Raw genomic sequence first — 16,150 nt, forward strand, 5'->3', positions numbered from 1 at the left:
ACCTCTCGATTGTCCCTTACTACCAGGCCCATATGACGAAACCGGAGGCAGTTGCCTGGAACCGGGGAGCTGCGGCAGCCTAGATTGTCACGTTGAGTCCCGCCGTATAGCCCTCCGCGGCGGAACCGGTCATCGTTGCCAGCTGGTAGATGCCGCCGTCGTTCCCGAACACGTTGTCCGACTTGAGCGTTGTGCGGGTCATGTTCGCGACGCTGCGCTCGTACCCGGGGGTGGCGTACACGTCGTCGCAGGCCGCCTGCGGCAGCGCGATCTGGGAGACGGCCAATACCTGCCCGGCGGCGGTGGCATTGTTCATGGACTCAAACACTTCGAAGTGGATGTGCGGCCAGCGCCCGGAGTAGGCGGCCGGGAAGATCGACGTGAACGTGACCTGCCCGTTGGCGTCGGCTTCCTGCACGCCGCGCAGGTAGTTCTCGTTCTTCAGGCTCGAGTCGTACATCGAGTATTTTCCGTCCCGGTCGCAGTGCCAGGCGTACACCGCGGCACCGGCCATCGGGGTGCAGCCCTTGGCGTTGTCCAGGAGGGTCAGGATGAAGGTCAGCGGAACGCCCTCCGCCTTTGCGGAGGCAGTCCCGAAGCTCGACGTGATGTCCTTCCGCACCACCCCGGATGCCTCCAGGACATTCGGTCCGTTGGAGCCATCCCCCGGATAGGGGCCTGCGGTCTCCTGCGGGATTTCCACGCCGCACTCGGCGATGACCCTGGTCAGCGTCGGAGTGACGGCGGAGTCAGTGGTCGTGGCAGACGCGGAGGATGTGGCGGCCGCCGCCGTGCTTGATGCCGGGGAGACAGAGCCAGAGGTTCCGGCCGGCGTGCAGGCGGCGAGCGCGGCCACAGCACCGCCTGCGCCCAGGAACAGTCCCAGGGACCTGCGGCTTACCAGGGTGTTCAAGTCGAACTCCAGCCCCCGGTCGTGGTCGGGGTGCGGCTGGTCAAGGTCGGGCTGGCGGGGTGTGCGTGAAGTGGTCATGATGCAACGAAACCGCACGGGGCTATGCCGTGGGCCGGTTGCTGCTGTGCCGTTCCTGTGCGTCCGGACGCACGCTTCCCCGCAGGAAACCAGCCCCGCAGATAGTACGACGGCGGCACTCGCCCGGCGCCGTCGTCGTCCGTTCCAGCGAAGCCGGCCCGGCGCATAAGGCGCGGAAAAGCGAGGCGGGGCAGGCCCATTGGAGCCTGCCCCGCCTCTTTGCACCGGCTGATGCCCTGCGCCCGACTTTCGGGTTTCCTGTTGCGATGGAGTATGCAGGAACATCTGCCGGCGGGTCTGGTGCGGATGCCCGCGGTCGCCGGCGGCCTAGAGCGTCCTGGGATCGTCGGCGTACATCTTCAGCCTGATGTTCAAGGCGTCGGACATGTGGCGGGCGGCGATCTCACCCGCGCGCTCGGAGTCGCCGTCCCCGATGGCGTCCAGCAGCTCGGCGTAGTCCGCCAGCACCACCGGCCACCTTCCCGGGTAGGTCAGGGTGGTGAGGGTGTACCGGCGCACCTGCTGGTCAAGGCGTTCCAGCAGTCCGATCAGCGACGGGCTGTGGGTGGCGTGCCACAGCTGGGCATGGAAGGCGCGGTTGGTTTCCGCGAGCGCCCGGCCATCATTGGGATCCAGCTGCTGCATCTGCGCCAGCAGCCCCGTGAGCAGCTGGCGGTCCAGGGCGGTTGCCTTGACGGCAGCCTTGGCCGCGGCGGCCTGCTCCAGGATGATCCTCGACTCGTAGATGTCGATGATCTCCTCGGCTGAATGCGTACGGACCACCACCGCCTTGCCGCGCCGTTCCACCAGCCCGTCCTGTTCCAGCCGCTGCAGCGCCTCCCGCACAGGTGTCCGGGATGCCCCGTACCGCTCAGTGAGCTTCGCCTCCGTGAGCGGCTCGTCAGGCGCAAAGACACTCGCGAGAACATCCTCGCGAAGCCGCTGGTGGATGGGACTGGCCACTTTTTCCTCTTTTCCGTTGCTGGTGGGGGCTGCTGGGTTGCCTAGGCGATGGAGCCGGCACGGCGGCCGAAGACGGCGCCCGCCGCAAGCCCGGAGCCGCCGGGGTAGTTTCCGCTGAACAGTCCGCCCAGCGCTTCCCCGCAGGCATACAGCCCTTCGAGCGGCTCCGCGTCTTCGGTGAGCACGCGGCCCCAGGTGTCCGTCTTGAGGCCACCGAAGGTGAAGGTGATGCCGCAGGTCACCGGGAAAGCGTAGAACGGGCCGGTGGCGATGCTGCGGGCCCAGTTGCTCTTCGGCGGCTGGGTGTCGGCCCGGCGTCCGTCCTTGACGTTGGGGTCGAAGGGCGAGCTGCCGGTGATCGAAGCATTGAAGTTGTGCACCGTCTCCTCCAAACCCTCGGGGCTGATACCGGCCTTTTGGGCCAGCTCGGCGAGGGTTGGAGCGGTGACCACCGAGACGCCCGGCATGTCGTACTCCTCGGCGCGCAGCATGGGGCGGGAAGAAGCGTCAAAGATCTGGAAGGCGGCCGAGCCCGGCTGGGCAAGGATGTCCCGGCCGTACTTCGCGTAGGTGTAGTTGCGGTAGTCGGCGCCCTCGTCCACGAACCGCTTCCCGTCGCTGTTCACCACGATGCCCAGCGGGTACCCGCCGCGGGTGAGCTGGTTGGTGAGCGCCAGGTTGCTCTCGTTCTCCGGGTGCCAGGCGTCCCAGGCCACGCTGTGGCACGTGGACCAGTCGCCGCCCCTGGCCGCCCCGGCGTCCAGCGCAGCGAGGATCATCTCCCCAGTGTTGCCCGGCGTGCCGCGCACCTTCGCGTTCTGCCAGCCCTCCCCCAGGTGCCGGCGGCGCAGTTCAGGCGAGGCTTCGAACCCTCCCGAGGCGAGGATGACCGACTCGGCCCGGAGCTCACCTTCTTCGGATGAGCTGCGGTACCGGACCCCGCACACGCGGCCGTCCTCCTTGACCAGTCCGGTGGCTGCGCAATCATAGATAACCTCCACGCCCATGCGCTCTGCGGCGGCGCGGTGGTCGGCCATGAGTCCCTTGCCGCCGCCCACGTTGCCCACGTGCAGTCCGCCCCAGAACAGATACCCGCCGTCCTGGGTCCGGTACGCCTGGCGTTCGTACATCAGGCGGTATTTGAGTCCCATGCCCTGAAGCCAGCGCAAGGTCGGGTTGCTTTCGTTGACCAGGACTGCGGACAGTTCGGGGTCGTTGCGCCCTTCAGAGACCTTGGACAGATCGGCAAGGTATTCGGCAGCGGTGTACGCGGGGACTTCGCTGGCGGCGTGCCGCTCATCCGGTTCCACGAATTCGATGAGCTCCTGGAGCCCGTCGTGGGAGATGCGCGTGGCACCGGCGGTGTAGAAGCTGTTGCCGCCCGAGGCGGCTTCCCGCGCCTTTTCCAGCAGGACAACTTTGCGTCCACGCTCGGCGGCTGCAAGTGCTGCCGCAAATCCAGCGTTGCCGCCGCCCACTACCAAAACGTCGCTCTTGATCATCATCAATCTCCTCAGCTCCATCGCTGTACACGATTGTATACATAAGTATGCCGTCGCATGCAATGGGATGGCGGCACATGCTTGGGGGCATGGCAGGAGAGGGTGAGTGCCGGAGGTGGTGGCTACCCCAGGCGCGGGTGGCTGATTTCCTGGGCGTCGATGTACATCTGGATGCGGATGTTCTTTGCTTCGTCCATGTGGGCGCTGGCGATGCGGCCGGCCTCCTCCGCGTTCCGTGCGCGGATGGCAACCAGCAGCTCCTCGTGCTCCTTCAGCACGCGGCCCCAGCGCTCCTTGGTGGAGAGCGTGGTGCCGGGGTAGCGGATGAAGTGGACCAGGATCCGGTCGAGCAGGTCAAGGAGGGCGGCGCTGTGGCTGGCGGCCCAGATGCGCTCATGGAAGGTGCGGTTGGCGGCGGCCAGTTCAGCCGGAGTGGCAGCATCGAAATCAAGGGTGACCATGGCCTGGTGCGCGCGGTCGATCAGCATCAGGTCCATGTCCGTGTGCCGGAGAGCCGCAGTTTTTGCGGCCGCCTCCTCCAGGAAGGTCCGCACCTCATAGAGGTCCAGCATCTCCTCCGGGCGGTACTCCCGCACCTGCATGCGTGAACCGTAGCGCTCCACGAGCCCTTCGGTTTCGAGGCGCCGCAAGGCTTCCCTGATGGGCGTCCGGGAGACGTTGTACTTCTTGGCCAGGGCGCTTTCAACGAGCTGGGCACGGGGAGGCAGCTCCTGCGAGATGATGGCGTTCCTGATCATCAGGTAGGGGCTTGTCTCTGATTGCGACGCCACGGGCGGCCTCCGGTCTTCATGCAAACAAGCGGCAGGACGCGCCGGCGCCATACCTTTAGCCGCAATTCTAGCGCACTGCATACCGTTCCGGCGGGCTGTGAACACCGTGCCGATATTTCGCACACTCTCCCCAAAAGCACCGGGCACCCACACTCCCCTTTCGGTATTCATCTTTTGAAGACTGTTGCTTAAGTCATATGAACGGTATACCGTTTGTGACCAACGCCATACAGCAGGGTAATTACCGGATTCCGGTTTGCTCAGCTTTGAACATTCATCCGGCGGCTGCACACGGTAGCCCGGGGTTTTTCAGGAGAACCAATGACGCTTCTATTCAGGGAAGAGCCGCACGCCGGCACCCTCCCGGTCACCCCGGTGCCGGCCACCCTCGTCCGTGGCGGCACCAGCAAGTGCTGGATATTCCGGGACGAGGACCTTCCGGCTGACGCCCTGGAGACGGACCGTCTCCTCATCCGCACCTTCGGTTCGCCGGATCTCCGCCAGATCGACGGAGTAGGCGGCGCCTCGTCGACCACCAGCAAGGCGATCACCGTGGCCGGCACCGACCGGGACGGAACGGTCCGCTACCGGTTCGCCCAGGTGGCCATCGACAAGCCGGCAGTCGAGTGGGCCAGCAACTGCGGCAACTGCGCAACAGCGCTGGGCCTCTACGCGCTCCATGCCGGGCTGGTCGCTCCCACCGGGGAAGTCACCCGGGTCCCCATCCTGAACACCGTGACCGGGCTGCGCCTCGTTTGCGAGATCCCCACACCGGGGGCGCAGGTACCGGCCTACGGCGGGCGGCGCCTCGACGGCCAGCACTACCCCGGCGTCCCCATCGACGTCATCTTCCAGAAGTCCTCCTGGTCCAGCTACGGTGCACAGTTCCCCACAGGCAACGCCACGGATGACATCGAGGTCGACGGGAAGCGGTACCAGGCGACACTGATCGACGCGGGCGCCCCGGCTGCACTCTTTGCCGCACAGGACCTGGGGCTGGACGCAACCGCCAGCGAGGAAGCCTTGGAGGCGCTGGTCCGGATCGCTCCGCAGTTGCGCGCTGCGGCCGCCCGCAGGATGGGGCTGCCGCAGAACCTCAGCTCCATTCCGAAGGTTGGCGTCGTGGGCCCTCCGCCCGCAGGCGCAACCGGCGTTTCGGCCCGGATGATCTCGATGAGCGCGCTGCACCCCGCCATCGGCCTCACCAGCGCGGTCGCCGTCGCGGCTGCTTCGGGGACCGCAGGCAGCGTGGTGCAGCGCAACGTGGTTCCGGCGGCGGAGGCCGGACTCTTTATCCACTTACTGAAAGGCAAGACGGCGCTGGCATTGGATGCCGCCGATCCCGCTGAAGTCTCCTTTCAACGCTCGGCCCGCGTCATCAGCGAAAGCACCATCCTGGTGCCAAGTGACTGAAGAAACCCCTACAGGAAAAACCCAGCCCAAGGAATCAGCCATGAAAATCAGCATTCAAAACCTGCAGCTGAAGTACGGAAGCTTCACTGCCATCGAAAACCTCAACCTCGACATTGAAGACGGCGAGGCACTGGTCCTCCTGGGCCAGTCGGGCTGCGGCAAGACCAGCACGATGCGCTGCATCGCCGGCCTGGAGGAGCCCACCTCGGGGCGGATCATCATCGACGACGTTGTGGTCTTCGACTCCGAAAAGGGCATCAACCTGCCCCCGAACAAGCGCAACGTCGGCATGGTCTTCCAGTCCTACGCGGTATGGCCGCACATGACGGTTGCCCAGAACGTTGCCTATTCGCTCAAGCAGAAGAAGCTCTCCAAGAGCGAAATCGATGAGCGCGTCAGGGAGGCGCTCACGCTGGTCGGCCTGGAGCCCTACGCCGACCGCGGCGCCAGCCTGCTCAGCGGTGGCCAGATGCAGCGCGTGGCCCTGGCACGCAGCCTGGTCATGCGGCCCAGCGTGCTCATGCTCGACGAACCGCTCTCCAACCTTGACGCCCGCCTGCGTGACCGGCTCCGGGTTGAACTGCGTGAGATCCAGCTCCAGTTGGGGCTCACCTGCGTGTACGTCACCCACGACCAGCACGAAGCCTTCGCCCTGGCAGACCGCATCGCCCTGCTCCAGGGCGGCCGGATTGTGCAGATGGGCGCCCCGCAGCACATGTACGAGGCACCCGCCAGCGCCTCGATCGCCCACTTCCTGGGTGTTTCCAACATCATGGACTGCACCCCGGAGGGCACGGCCACCGGCGCCACCACGGCACGCATCGCCAACAGTGAGCTCACCATTCAGTCGGCGCAGCAGGCCAGTGATGCGGGCGCATCCCCCAAGGTCTGCATCCGGGCCGAGGACCTGCAGATCACCGCCATGCCCACCGAACACCCCAACTCGTGGCCGGGGACGGTACGCGTGGCGGGCTTCCAGGGGAACGACATCCGGTACGCCATCCAGCTGGAATCCGGGCCCGAACTGGACGCACTGGGCGGGCTGAGGCGCGGCGAACAGCACAAGGTGGGGGACCGCGTGTGGGTCACCGTCAACCCCCGCGAAGTCCAGATCTTGCCGGCTGAGGTCCTCGCATGAGCCTCAAGACCACCGAGGCGGCCAGCCGCGTCGAGGCCCGCCTGGCGCCGAAGCCCGAACCCCGGAACTACCGCTCTGCCCGGACCCTTGCCGGCCTCCGGAAGAACACGCCGGGCCTGATCGTCCTGGTGATCCTCGGCGTCCTCATCGTCCTCCCCCTTGCCCTGGTCCTGCTCGCCGCGTTCTCGGACAGCGTTCCCCGGCCGGGCAGCATCTCCCTGGGCGGCCTGACGCTGTCCAACCTGGCACTGCTGGCCACCCCGGAAGCACTCGGGGCCCTGGTCAACTCGCTCATGGTCGGCGCAGGCTCGGCACTCATCGCCCTGCTGATCGGCGCATTCCTGGCCTTCGTGTGCGCCCGCTCCGATGCGCCGTGGCGGAAGTTCATCTTCTTCATCGGCATGGCGCCGATGTTCATCCCCGCCCTGGTGGGCGCCCTGGCCTGGTCCCTGCTCTGCTCGCCCAGCGCCGGCTACATCAACATCTTCCTCCGCGACCTGGGCATTGACGCCGCCATCAACATCTACAGCCTCCCGGGCCTGGTGTTCGTGCTGGGAATCTTCTACGCCCCGTACGCCTTCCTGCTGCTGCACAGCTCGCTGTCGATGATGAACGCCGACCTCGAAGAGGCAGCCACCGTCCACGGGGCTCCGCTGCGCACCATGCTGCGGACCGTCACCCTGCCCCTGGCCCTGCCGGCCATCCTGGGCTCCGCCGTCCTGGTCTTCGCGCTGACGATGGAAAACTTCCCCGTGGCCCAGGTCATCGGCAACCCCGCCGGCGTGGACACGCTGCCCACCTATATCTACCGCCTCATGAGTGCCACTCCGGCCAAGAGCAACCAGGCTGCCAGCGTCGCCGTGATCCTGACCGTTGCGCTGATGGCCGTGACCCTCATCCAGCAGCGCATCATCAACAAGCGCAAATTCACCACCATGACCGGCAAGGGCAACCGTCCCCGGCAGGTGCCGCTGCGCAAGATGCGCTGGCCCTTCACCATCCTGGCCCTGGCCTACTTCGCGGTGTCCGTCGTCCTGCCCATGCTCGCACTGCTCGCCGCGTCCATGCAGGCCACCCCCTTCGTGTCCTCGATGTCGCAGCTGCTGGAGGCCAATTCCCTCAGCTTCGCCAAGCTGATCGAAGTCCTCGGATCCAACGATTTCCAGCTCGCCCTCAAGAACAGTGTCCTGGTGGCCCTGATCGCGGCATTCGCCGGCACCACCCTCAGCTTCATCGCCTCCTACATCCGCTACCGCACCAAGTCCAAGGTGGGACGGCTGATCGAACTGGTCGCCATGACCCCCCTTGCCGTCCCCGCCATCGTGATGGGCATCGGACTGCTCTGGACCTGGCTGCTGCTGCCCCTGCCCATCTACGGCACCCTGGCGATCCTCGCCGTCGCCTGCGTTGCAGTGTTCATGCCCCAGGGCTACCGCGGCGTCTCCGCATCGATGCTCCAGATGGACCAGGACCTCGAGGACAGCGCGGTCATGCTCGGCGCCGGACGGACCCGGTCCGTCCTGGACGTCACCCTGCCCCTGATGCGCGTCGGCATCATGTCCTCGTTCCTGCTGTTCCTCATGCTGTCCATGCGTGAGCTCAGCGCCTCCATCTTCCTCTTCACCTCGAACACCCGGATCCTGTCCATCCTCGTGTTCGACAACTTCGACAACGGCCAGAGCCAGGCAGCTGCCGCCGTCAGCGTCCTGTACTGCCTCGTCATCGGAATCCTCGCCGTCATCGCCCAAAAAGTCGGCGGCGAACGCAAGACCAAGAACTGACCTCACCCACCTTTGAAAGGGACACCCACAATGAAGTTAGCGTCCAAACTTCCCGCCTTCACCGCAGCCGGAGTGCTGCTCGCCCTCAGCCTGGCCGGGTGCGGAAGCCCCGCCCAGAGTGCCGGCGTGGTCACTGCCACCGCAGCTGTGAACACCGACAACGGACTGGTGATCAACGGCGAATCCATCGCGGACAAGGACACCTACGAGAAGGCCAAGACCCAGACCCTGTCCCTCTACTCCGGCTACACCGATTCCTCTGAAAGCGCGCTGGTTGACGCCTTCACCAAGGACACCGGCATCAAGGTCAACGTCGTCCGGCTCACCCCGAACAAGCTCTCCGAACGCGTTCTCTCCGAACAGGGCGCCGGCAAGCTCAGCGCCGACGTCATCCGCACCTCCGACTACCGGATTGCCAAGTCCATGGAGGACGCCAAGGTCTGGAAGGCCTATGACGTACCCGGCGCCTCGGCCCTCAAGGACGTTTCCGTGGACGGCGGCCAGTTCACCCGCATGTTCAACTCCGTCTACACCCTGGGCTACAACACCCAGCTGGTGAAGGAAGCCGATGCCCCCAAGTCCTGGGCGGATGCCGTCGGCGGCAAGTGGCAGGGCAAGCTGGGCATCGTCCAGGGCGGCTCGGGCGGCAGCACCGCTGCGCTGAACAGGTTCATGGAAACCAAGATGGGCGGCGACTACTTCGCCAGGTACGCTGCGCAGAAGCCCAAGATCTACGACTCCCTGGGTGCTGAAGCCACGGCGCTGGCCCGCGGTGAAGTGGCCGTGGGCACGGTCACCATCAGCGGCACCAACATCTCGGCCGTCCAGGACAAGGCCCCGGTCAAGTTCATCGTCCCCGAGGAAGGACTCGTCTCGTACGACTATTACCTGGGCATGACGGGCACCGCCACGAACGTGGAAGCCGCGAAGGTCTTCATGAACTACAACCTTTCCAAGCAGGGCCAGCAGGTCTTTGCGCAGATCGGTGAATACCCGGTCCGCACCGACGTGGCACCGCCCACCATCATGGGCGTGACGCTCCCCGCCGTCGATTCCGGCAAGGTCTACCGCATGCAGAACACCGACGCCGTGACCTACGGCAAGGACGACCTTGCCAAGTGGAACCAGGTCTTCGGCTACACCAAGTAACCCCGCAATCCCGTGCCCGGGGACCCGGCCTCCGCCGGGTCCCCGGGCTTTTTTCATTCACCCATCACCAGGAGCCCCGTGACCGCCGTCCACGTCCCCGCACTTCCGGTGCCCCGGAGCACCTCGTCCCTGCTGGTCCGCCAGGACGGCAGGACCATCCTTGAACTCGGCGACACCACCCGCGCCGGTTACGTCGCCTCCGTGCGCAAGAGCCTGCTTTCGATCCTTTTCGGAATCCAGGCGGACGCCGGCACGGTCAGCCTCGACGCCACAGTCGATGAGCTCGGTGTTGATGATGTTGGCGGCCTGCTGCCCATCGAGCGGACGGCCCGGCTCCGTGACCTGTTGACGTCGCGTTCGGGCGTCTACCATCCGCCCTCCAGCCCGGGCAGTGACGAGGATGCCTTCCCTTCACGTGGCACAAAAGCACCGGGGCAGTATTTCCTCTACAACAACTGGGATTTCAACGCCGCGGGCGCGATCTTCGAGAAGGCCAGCGGCCTGACCGTCTTCGAAGCGTTCCAGAAGCACCTGGCCGGTCCGCTGGGGTTCGACGACTACGACCCCACACGCCAGCGCATGCTGGGGGACGCCCGAAAGTCCGCCTTCCCTGCCTACCACTTCTTCCTCTCCGCCCGGGACCTGGCCAAGATCGGGATGCTGATGGCTGCCGGCGGCCAGTGGGAGGGACGGCAGCATGTCCCCCGGGAGTGGGTCAGGGACAGCGTGGCCACCTATGTCAGGCGCGCAGACATGGCGCCGGCCACCGGTTTTGGCAACTGCGACTACGGCTACCTGTGGTGGCTCCCCCGGGAATCCGGCCCGCAGTGGGAGGGGGCGTTCCTGGCGGAGGGCAACTACGGCCAGTTCCTGCTGGTCCTGCCGGCGATCGGGAGCGTCATTGTGCACCGGCGCTTCGTCAGCGACAGCTTCGCCGTCGCCCGGAACACCCACACGGCAGCTGCCTCGACGGCAGGCCCCGCTCCGGTGACCCACGCCGAATTCATGGACCTTGCCCGGGCGCTGGTTGCCGGGCCCCTGGCCCGGTAGGCGTCAGGAAAGGCACCGTACGACGGCGGCACCCTCCTTTGTCAGGAAGCTGCGCCCTTGGCGATGGAACGGAACACCTTGGTTGCCTGCTGCGCCGCGGGGCTGAGCCGCCGGTTTGCCAGGTGGGCCAGGAGGATCCGGCGCTTTGGGGACCCGGCGAGCGGGACCGCCACGACGTCGGGCCGCAGGGCCGTCAGCGCCAGCCTGGGTGCCAGGGCGATCCCGATACCGGCCGCCACCATGCCCTGTGTCTCCTGGTAATCGTTGGCGGCGAAGGCGATCCGCGGTTCGAACCCGGCGTCGCGGCATACCCGGCTGAGGACGTCGGCCACGGGGTGCTCATCGCGCACCACCCATTCCTGGTCGCTCAAGGCGCCGATGCGGACCGAGCCCAGTTTCGCAATGGGGTGCTCCCGCGGTACCAGCAGCACAGTTGGATCGTTCGTCAGCCTGACCAGGGCCAGGTCAGGGTCCTCGATCTGCTGCCAGGGATAGTCCCACAGCAGCGTCAGTTCGATTTCCCGCCGCCGCAGCCGCTCCAGCAGTCCGTCCCGGCGGGCGCTGACAACCGTCACTGCCACCTCCGGGTGGCGGGCGCGGAACGCCAGCACAACGTCGGGCATCAGGGAGGCCCCGCCGGTGGGAAAGGTCCCAAGCCGGAGCTGGCCCCGCCGAAGGCCCGCGAACTCCCCCATTTCGGCGCGGGCAGCTTCAACGGTCCTGTCGATGTCGTCGGCGTAGTGCAGCAGGGCGTGCCCCGCCTCGGTCAGGACCACGCCCCGGGGATGGCGCTCGATGAGGACCACGCCCATCTCCTGTTCGAGTTTGGCTATCTGCTGCGACACCGCCGAGGTGGTGAAGGAAAGGGCGGCAGCAGCCGAGGTCAGGGAGCCGGAACGGCCCACCTCACGGAGCACATGGAGCCGGTGGAGATCGAGGATTGCCATGCACTGAGTTTAGCAAAAGTAGATAGTCGTCCATTTATTTGCGATTGTGCTGAAGGCTCCCATCCCGGATCGTAGAAGTACAAGGTGCTGTGAAGTAGAGCACCTGCAAGTTACGAGGGAGAAATACAGTGGGACTCAAAGGACATTGGTACCGGGGCGGCACCAGCAAGTGCTGGCTCTTCGATGCCAGGGACGTGGCCCTCCACGCCCCCACCCGCGAGGAAATCCCCGCACTGCTGTCAGCCGCTTTCGGCGCAGCGGATGCGCGGCAGCTGGACGGCGTCGGGGGCGGAACGTCCACCACGTCAAAGGCTGCGGTCATCTGGGCAACCCCTGGTGCCGAGGCAGACCTCGACTACCTTTTCGCCCAGGTGGGGATCGGTGACCCCACCGTTGAGCTGGGTTCCAACTGCGGCAACTGCGCCACCGCCATTGCCCTGTTCGCCGTCCAGACGGGCATCGTTCCCGCCCGGGACGGCATGACCAAGGTCCGCATGCGCCACGTCACTTCCGGCGCCGTGCTCAGCGGAGCGGTTCCAACTCCCGGCGGCCACATTCCCAAGTCCGGCCTGGCACGGGTTCCGGGCAGCAGCGCCGCCGGTGTTCCCGTCAGCCTCTCGTTCCACGGCCCCTGGGGCCAGAACACCGGTGCACTCCTGCCTACCGGCAACACCGTGGACCAACTCCAGGTCAACGGCAGGACGCTGGGCGCAACGATGGTGGACGCCGGGGCCCCTGCCGTGCTCCTCGCAGCCGACCAGGCCGGCGTCGATCTTTCCTCAATGACGGACAACCTCACTGCCCAGCTGCCGGACCTCATCGCGGCACGGGCATCAGCCGGCCTCATCATGGGGCTGCGGAAGCCTGAGGATCCGCCGCAGAACGCTGTCCCGAAAGTCGGGGTTGTGGCGCCAGCCGGCGACTACATCGCCGCGGACGGAACAACCATCACCGCCGGCAGCCACGACGTGCGGGTGCGGATGCTGTCCATGCTCGCACCCCACCCGGCCATCGGCCTGACCTCAGCCGTGGCAGTTGCCCTTGCATCCTCGCTGCAGTCATCGGTCGTAGCCAACGCAGCAGGCCAATCACCCTCCACCGGCACCGGAACTCCCCGCTTGCTGCGGGTCGGGACGCCCGCCGGCGTGATCACCGCCGAAATCATCACCGATGACACCGGCGCCGTCAGCGAAGTGGCCCTCCACCGGGCAGCCCGCCACATCGCCACCGCAGATATCGACGTGGCCCCGGCCGCCGAGCTGTCTGCCTAAAACCCCTTATCTCTTTGCCCCATCATTAAGGGGCCGCACCAACCAGGAAGTTGTTCAATGAAGATCAAATCCATCCTCGGACACCTGTATGTCCAGGTACTCATCGGAGTCGCCCTCGGCGTCGTTGTGGGCGCACTGTGGCCGGACCTCGGTGCATCGCTCAAGCCCATCGGCGACGGCTTCGTGAAACTCGTGAAGTTCATGATCGCCCCCATCGTGTTCTGCACCATCGTCGGAGGCATCACCTCGCTGCGGGACACCAAGAAGGTGGGCCCCACCCTGATCCGTTCGCTTGGCCTCTTCTACGCGCTGACGGCACTCGCCCTTGCCCTGGGCCTGGCCGCGGTGACGCTGTTCCAGCCCGGCGCCGGGATGCACATCGATCCCACGCACCTGGACTCCTCGGTGGCGCAGAAGTACACCACGCAACTGCCCAGCAGCAACCCCGTGGACTTCATCCTCAGCATCATCCCCACCACCTTCGTTGGCGCCTTCGCCGACGGTGAGGTCCTGCCCGTGCTGGTCATTGCAATGCTGTGCGGCTTCGCCTTCAGCAAGCTCGGCGCACCGGGCCAGCTGGCCCTGAACGTGGTCAACAGCTTCAACCAGCTGCTCTTCATCATGTTCGGCTACATCATGAAGGTGGCTCCGCTGGGAGCCTTCGGGGCCATGGCCTTCACCGTTGGCAAGTACGGCGCCCACTCCATCGGAAACCTCGGCATGCTGATCCTTGCCTTCTACGCCGCCTGCATCGTCTTCGTGGTGGTCGGCCTGGGCATCCTGGCCAAGGTGACCGGCTTCAGCCTGTGGCAGATCCTGCGCTACTTCAAGGATGAGTTCCTGATCGTCCTGGCCACGTCCTCCAGCGAACCGGTCCTGCCGCGCCTGCTGTCCAAGCTCGAACGGATCGGCTGCGACCGCAGCGTTGTGGGCCTGGTGGTCCCCACCGGCTACTCCTTCAACCTGACCGGAACGGCCATCTACCTCACCCTCGCCTCCATGTTCATCGCCCAGGCCTGCGACATCCACCTCAGCTGGGGCCAGATCCTGCTGATGCTCGGCATGATGCTGCTGACCTCCAAGGGCGCGGCGGGCGTCACCGGAAGTGGTTTCGTGGCCCTGGTGGCGACGCTGACGGTCATGCCCACCCTGCCGGTGGCCGGCGTGGCCCTCATCGTGGGCATCGACCGCTTCATGAGCGAGGCCCGTGCCCTCACCAGCACGGTCTGCAACATCGTCTCCTGCGTGGCAATCGCCAAGTGGCAGGGTGAGCTGGACATGGTCAAGCTCCGCTCCGAGCTCCAGGCGGGCTTCGTGCCCACCGAGGCGGAGAAGGTTCAGCTGGCCGAACCGGCCCTGGCCCACTAACCGGCCGCCAGGCCACCACCACCAGTGTTTGCCCGGGATCCCGGCAGGGGTCCCGGGCAAACCCCTGCAAGGGGTACTACTTCACAATCCGCACGGAAAGGACCCGAAATGAGTGAGCGCCAAACGGAACAGGACACAGCGGAAGACTGCGACGCCGGCACCTGCTTCTACTGCCAGAGCCCGGAAACCGACTAGCGCCCCAGCCCTGGGGCCACGCCGTCAGCCTGGGCATTGCGAGGCAGGGCGGCAACAGGCCCTAGACCCACTGCTCCCACAGCGTCAGCTGCAGGCTGACGGTCCCGGACGAACCAGCCACAACGGAACCGGCCCCCGCGGAAGGGTCGACGACGGCACCCGCCGTGCCGCCGTCGTCGTCCCTTCCAGCAAAAACAGCCAGCCGCATCAGCCGCATCACGCCCGGACCGCCTCAGCAGCCGCATCCGAAGAACGCACGGGCGTCTCCAGCCCAAGGTTTTCCCACAGGGTGTTCCCGCGGTACTCCGTGGGGTACACCCCGCGTTCCTGCAGCTCCGGCACCAGGTGGTTGACGATGTCGTCCAGGCCGGAGGGAATGAGCCACGGCGAGATGTTGAATCCGTCCACCGCCCCCACCCGCGCGAACTCGGCCAGCTGGTCCGCCACCTCAACGTACGAACCCGTGAAGGTGGAATCCACCCGTGCAGTGCGGGAGGTGACGAACTGCCGGATGGACAGCCCCTTGTCCTTGGCCTCGGCCCGCCACTGGTCCGCCAGCTGCCGCGCCTTGGCGCCGTGGAAGCCGCTGCCGCGGGTCTCGGACGTTTCCTCCACCACCGGATCGATCTCCGGCAGCGGTCCGTCCGGATCGTACGACGACAGCTCGCGGCCCCAGAACTGCTCCAGGTAGGCGATGGCCTGCTGCGGGCCGATCTGCAGGCTCCGCACCCACTCCTTCTTCTCCGCCGCCTCCGCAGCGGTGGGCGCCAGGATGAACTCACTGGCCGGCATGATCTGCACGGCGTTGGCACCCCGGCCAGCGGCCAGGGACCGCTCCACGAGGTCCTTGCGGAACTCCACGGCGTCGTCGAACTTGGGGTGCGCGGAGAAAATCACATCAGCCTGCCGGGCAGCAAAGTTGCGGCCCTCGGGCGAGTCGCCGGCCTGGAACAGCACCGGGCGGTACTGGGCGCTGCGCGGCAGCCGCGGCGTCACGTCCACCGTGTAGTGCTGGCCCTGGTGCACCACCCGCCGGGCAGGACCGTCCGGGGTTTCCCACGAATCCCAGATCCGCTTGGCCGTCTCCACGAACGCCTCCGCGTGCTTGTACCGGTCAGCGTGGTCAAGGTATCCCCCGCGGCGGAAGTTGGCCCCGGTCCAGGCGTTGTCAGTGGTCACGATGTTCCACGCGGCACGCCCGCCCGAGATCAGGTCCAGCGACGCGAGCCGGTGCGCCAGGTCGGCGGGATCGTTGTACGTGGTGTTCTGGGTGGCCACGAGCCCGATGTTTGTGGTCACCGAGGCCAGCGCGGCCAGCATGGTCTGCGCGTCCGGCCGGCCCACCACGTCCAGCGCGTGCGGGCGGCCCAGGTGTTCACGGAGGCGGAGCCCCTCGCCCAGGAAGAACGCGGCGAACAGCCCCCGCTCGGCGGTCTGGGCGATGCGGCGGAACGATTCGAAGTCCGTCTGCGAGCCCGATTCGGCGGCCTTCCAGATGGTGCCGGAGTTCACGCCCTGGAAGAAGACCCCAAACTGGATCTGGCCCGACGGCACAAAGACATCGGATTTAGCACGGTTGTGCTGTGTCACG

General features: G+C 66.3%; 14 protein-coding genes. 7 read left to right on the top strand and 7 right to left on the bottom strand.

Annotated elements, in window-relative coordinates:
• Window positions 1-79: 79 nt before the first annotated feature.
• From LDO86_RS18980 to LDO86_RS18995, 4 genes are all read right to left on the bottom strand, one after another.
• Window positions 80-991, bottom strand: coding sequence for an intradiol ring-cleavage dioxygenase (locus tag LDO86_RS18980; RefSeq protein ID WP_018769916.1), 912 nt, complete (start codon window positions 989-991; stop codon window positions 80-82).
• 327 nt (window positions 992-1,318) lie between these two features.
• Window positions 1,319-1,954: a GntR family transcriptional regulator gene (locus LDO86_RS18985; RefSeq protein ID WP_026266199.1), complete on the bottom strand. Its 636-nt coding sequence runs from the start codon at window positions 1,952-1,954 to the stop codon at window positions 1,319-1,321.
• A 41-nt stretch (window positions 1,955-1,995) separates the two neighbouring features.
• A complete protein-coding gene (gene tcuA / locus LDO86_RS18990) occupies window positions 1,996-3,459 on the bottom strand; it encodes an FAD-dependent tricarballylate dehydrogenase TcuA (RefSeq protein ID WP_018772055.1) in 1,464 nt (487 codons plus the stop codon).
• A gap of 119 nt (window positions 3,460-3,578) precedes the next feature.
• The gene (locus LDO86_RS18995; RefSeq protein ID WP_224084155.1) at window positions 3,579-4,247 is read right to left on the bottom strand and encodes a GntR family transcriptional regulator; all 669 of its coding nucleotides are present in this window, start codon (window positions 4,245-4,247) and stop codon (window positions 3,579-3,581) included.
• Between the two features lie 321 nt (window positions 4,248-4,568).
• On the opposite strand from LDO86_RS18995, the gene LDO86_RS19000 reads away from it, so the two are divergent.
• The 5 genes from LDO86_RS19000 to LDO86_RS19020 all read left to right on the top strand — a co-directional run bounded on the left by LDO86_RS19000 (window position 4,569) and on the right by LDO86_RS19020 (window position 10,778).
• Entirely contained in the window at window positions 4,569-5,660 is a 1,092-nt protein-coding gene (locus LDO86_RS19000) for a PrpF domain-containing protein (protein WP_018772057.1), read from the top strand.
• A gap of 40 nt (window positions 5,661-5,700) precedes the next feature.
• The gene (locus LDO86_RS19005; RefSeq protein ID WP_018772058.1) at window positions 5,701-6,798 is read left to right on the top strand and encodes an ABC transporter ATP-binding protein; all 1,098 of its coding nucleotides are present in this window, start codon (window positions 5,701-5,703) and stop codon (window positions 6,796-6,798) included.
• Window positions 6,795-8,579, top strand: a complete 1,785-nt coding sequence (locus LDO86_RS19010) for an iron ABC transporter permease (protein WP_018772059.1) — start codon at window positions 6,795-6,797, stop codon at window positions 8,577-8,579. The genes LDO86_RS19005 and LDO86_RS19010 overlap by 4 nt, the downstream gene beginning before the upstream one ends.
• Window positions 8,580-8,609: 30 nt before the next feature.
• Window positions 8,610-9,728, top strand: a complete 1,119-nt coding sequence (locus tag LDO86_RS19015; RefSeq protein ID WP_018772060.1) for an extracellular solute-binding protein — start codon at window positions 8,610-8,612, stop codon at window positions 9,726-9,728.
• A 78-nt stretch (window positions 9,729-9,806) separates the two neighbouring features.
• Window positions 9,807-10,778 carry a serine hydrolase gene (locus tag LDO86_RS19020; protein ID WP_018772061.1) on the top strand — a complete coding sequence of 324 codons (972 nt, stop codon included), beginning with the start codon at window positions 9,807-9,809 and terminating at the stop codon, window positions 10,776-10,778.
• Window positions 10,779-10,819: 41 nt separating this feature from the next.
• Here LDO86_RS19020 and LDO86_RS19025 read toward each other — a convergent pair whose 3' ends face one another.
• Window positions 10,820-11,725 carry a LysR family transcriptional regulator gene (locus tag LDO86_RS19025; RefSeq protein ID WP_018772062.1) on the bottom strand — a complete coding sequence of 302 codons (906 nt, stop codon included), beginning with the start codon at window positions 11,723-11,725 and terminating at the stop codon, window positions 10,820-10,822.
• A gap of 128 nt (window positions 11,726-11,853) precedes the next feature.
• On the opposite strand from LDO86_RS19025, the gene LDO86_RS19030 reads away from it, so the two are divergent.
• Both LDO86_RS19030 and dctA read left to right on the top strand, forming a co-directional pair.
• Entirely contained in the window at window positions 11,854-12,996 is a 1,143-nt protein-coding gene (locus tag LDO86_RS19030) for a PrpF domain-containing protein (protein ID WP_018772063.1), read from the top strand.
• A 57-nt stretch (window positions 12,997-13,053) separates the two neighbouring features.
• On the top strand, window positions 13,054-14,364 hold the full coding sequence (gene dctA, locus LDO86_RS19035; RefSeq protein WP_018772064.1) for a C4-dicarboxylate transporter DctA: 1,311 nt from the start codon (window positions 13,054-13,056) through the stop codon (window positions 14,362-14,364).
• Between the two features lie 256 nt (window positions 14,365-14,620).
• Here dctA and LDO86_RS19040 read toward each other — a convergent pair whose 3' ends face one another.
• Both LDO86_RS19040 and LDO86_RS19045 read right to left on the bottom strand, forming a co-directional pair.
• Window positions 14,621-14,779, bottom strand: coding sequence for a hypothetical protein (locus tag LDO86_RS19040; protein WP_155845665.1), 159 nt, complete (start codon window positions 14,777-14,779; stop codon window positions 14,621-14,623).
• The gene (locus LDO86_RS19045; RefSeq protein ID WP_018772066.1) at window positions 14,776-16,149 is read right to left on the bottom strand and encodes an NtaA/DmoA family FMN-dependent monooxygenase; all 1,374 of its coding nucleotides are present in this window, start codon (window positions 16,147-16,149) and stop codon (window positions 14,776-14,778) included. Before LDO86_RS19045 ends, LDO86_RS19040 begins: the two co-directional genes overlap by 4 nt.
• Window position 16,150 lies beyond the last annotated feature (1 nt).

The organism is Arthrobacter sp. StoSoilB19 (genome assembly GCF_019977275.1).
Taxonomy (GTDB): Bacteria; Actinomycetota; Actinomycetes; order Actinomycetales; family Micrococcaceae; genus Arthrobacter.

Excerpts from the sequence above, each read along its gene's own strand:
- LDO86_RS19000 (WP_018772057.1), top strand. The coding sequence starts at position 4,569 with ATGACGCTTCTATTCAGGGAAGAGCCGCACGCCGGCACCCTCCCGGTC.
- LDO86_RS19015 (WP_018772060.1), top strand. The coding sequence starts at position 8,610 with ATGAAGTTAGCGTCCAAACTTCCCGCCTTCACCGCAGCCGGAGTGCTG.
- dctA (WP_018772064.1), top strand. The coding sequence starts at position 13,054 with ATGAAGATCAAATCCATCCTCGGACACCTGTATGTCCAGGTACTCATC.
- LDO86_RS19025 (WP_018772062.1), bottom strand. The coding sequence starts at position 11,725 with ATGGCAATCCTCGATCTCCACCGGCTCCATGTGCTCCGTGAGGTGGGC.
- LDO86_RS18980 (WP_018769916.1), bottom strand. The coding sequence starts at position 991 with ATGACCACTTCACGCACACCCCGCCAGCCCGACCTTGACCAGCCGCAC.
- LDO86_RS19010 (WP_018772059.1), top strand. The coding sequence starts at position 6,795 with ATGAGCCTCAAGACCACCGAGGCGGCCAGCCGCGTCGAGGCCCGCCTG.
- LDO86_RS19005 (WP_018772058.1), top strand. The coding sequence starts at position 5,701 with ATGAAAATCAGCATTCAAAACCTGCAGCTGAAGTACGGAAGCTTCACT.
- tcuA (WP_018772055.1), bottom strand. The coding sequence starts at position 3,459 with ATGATGATCAAGAGCGACGTTTTGGTAGTGGGCGGCGGCAACGCTGGA.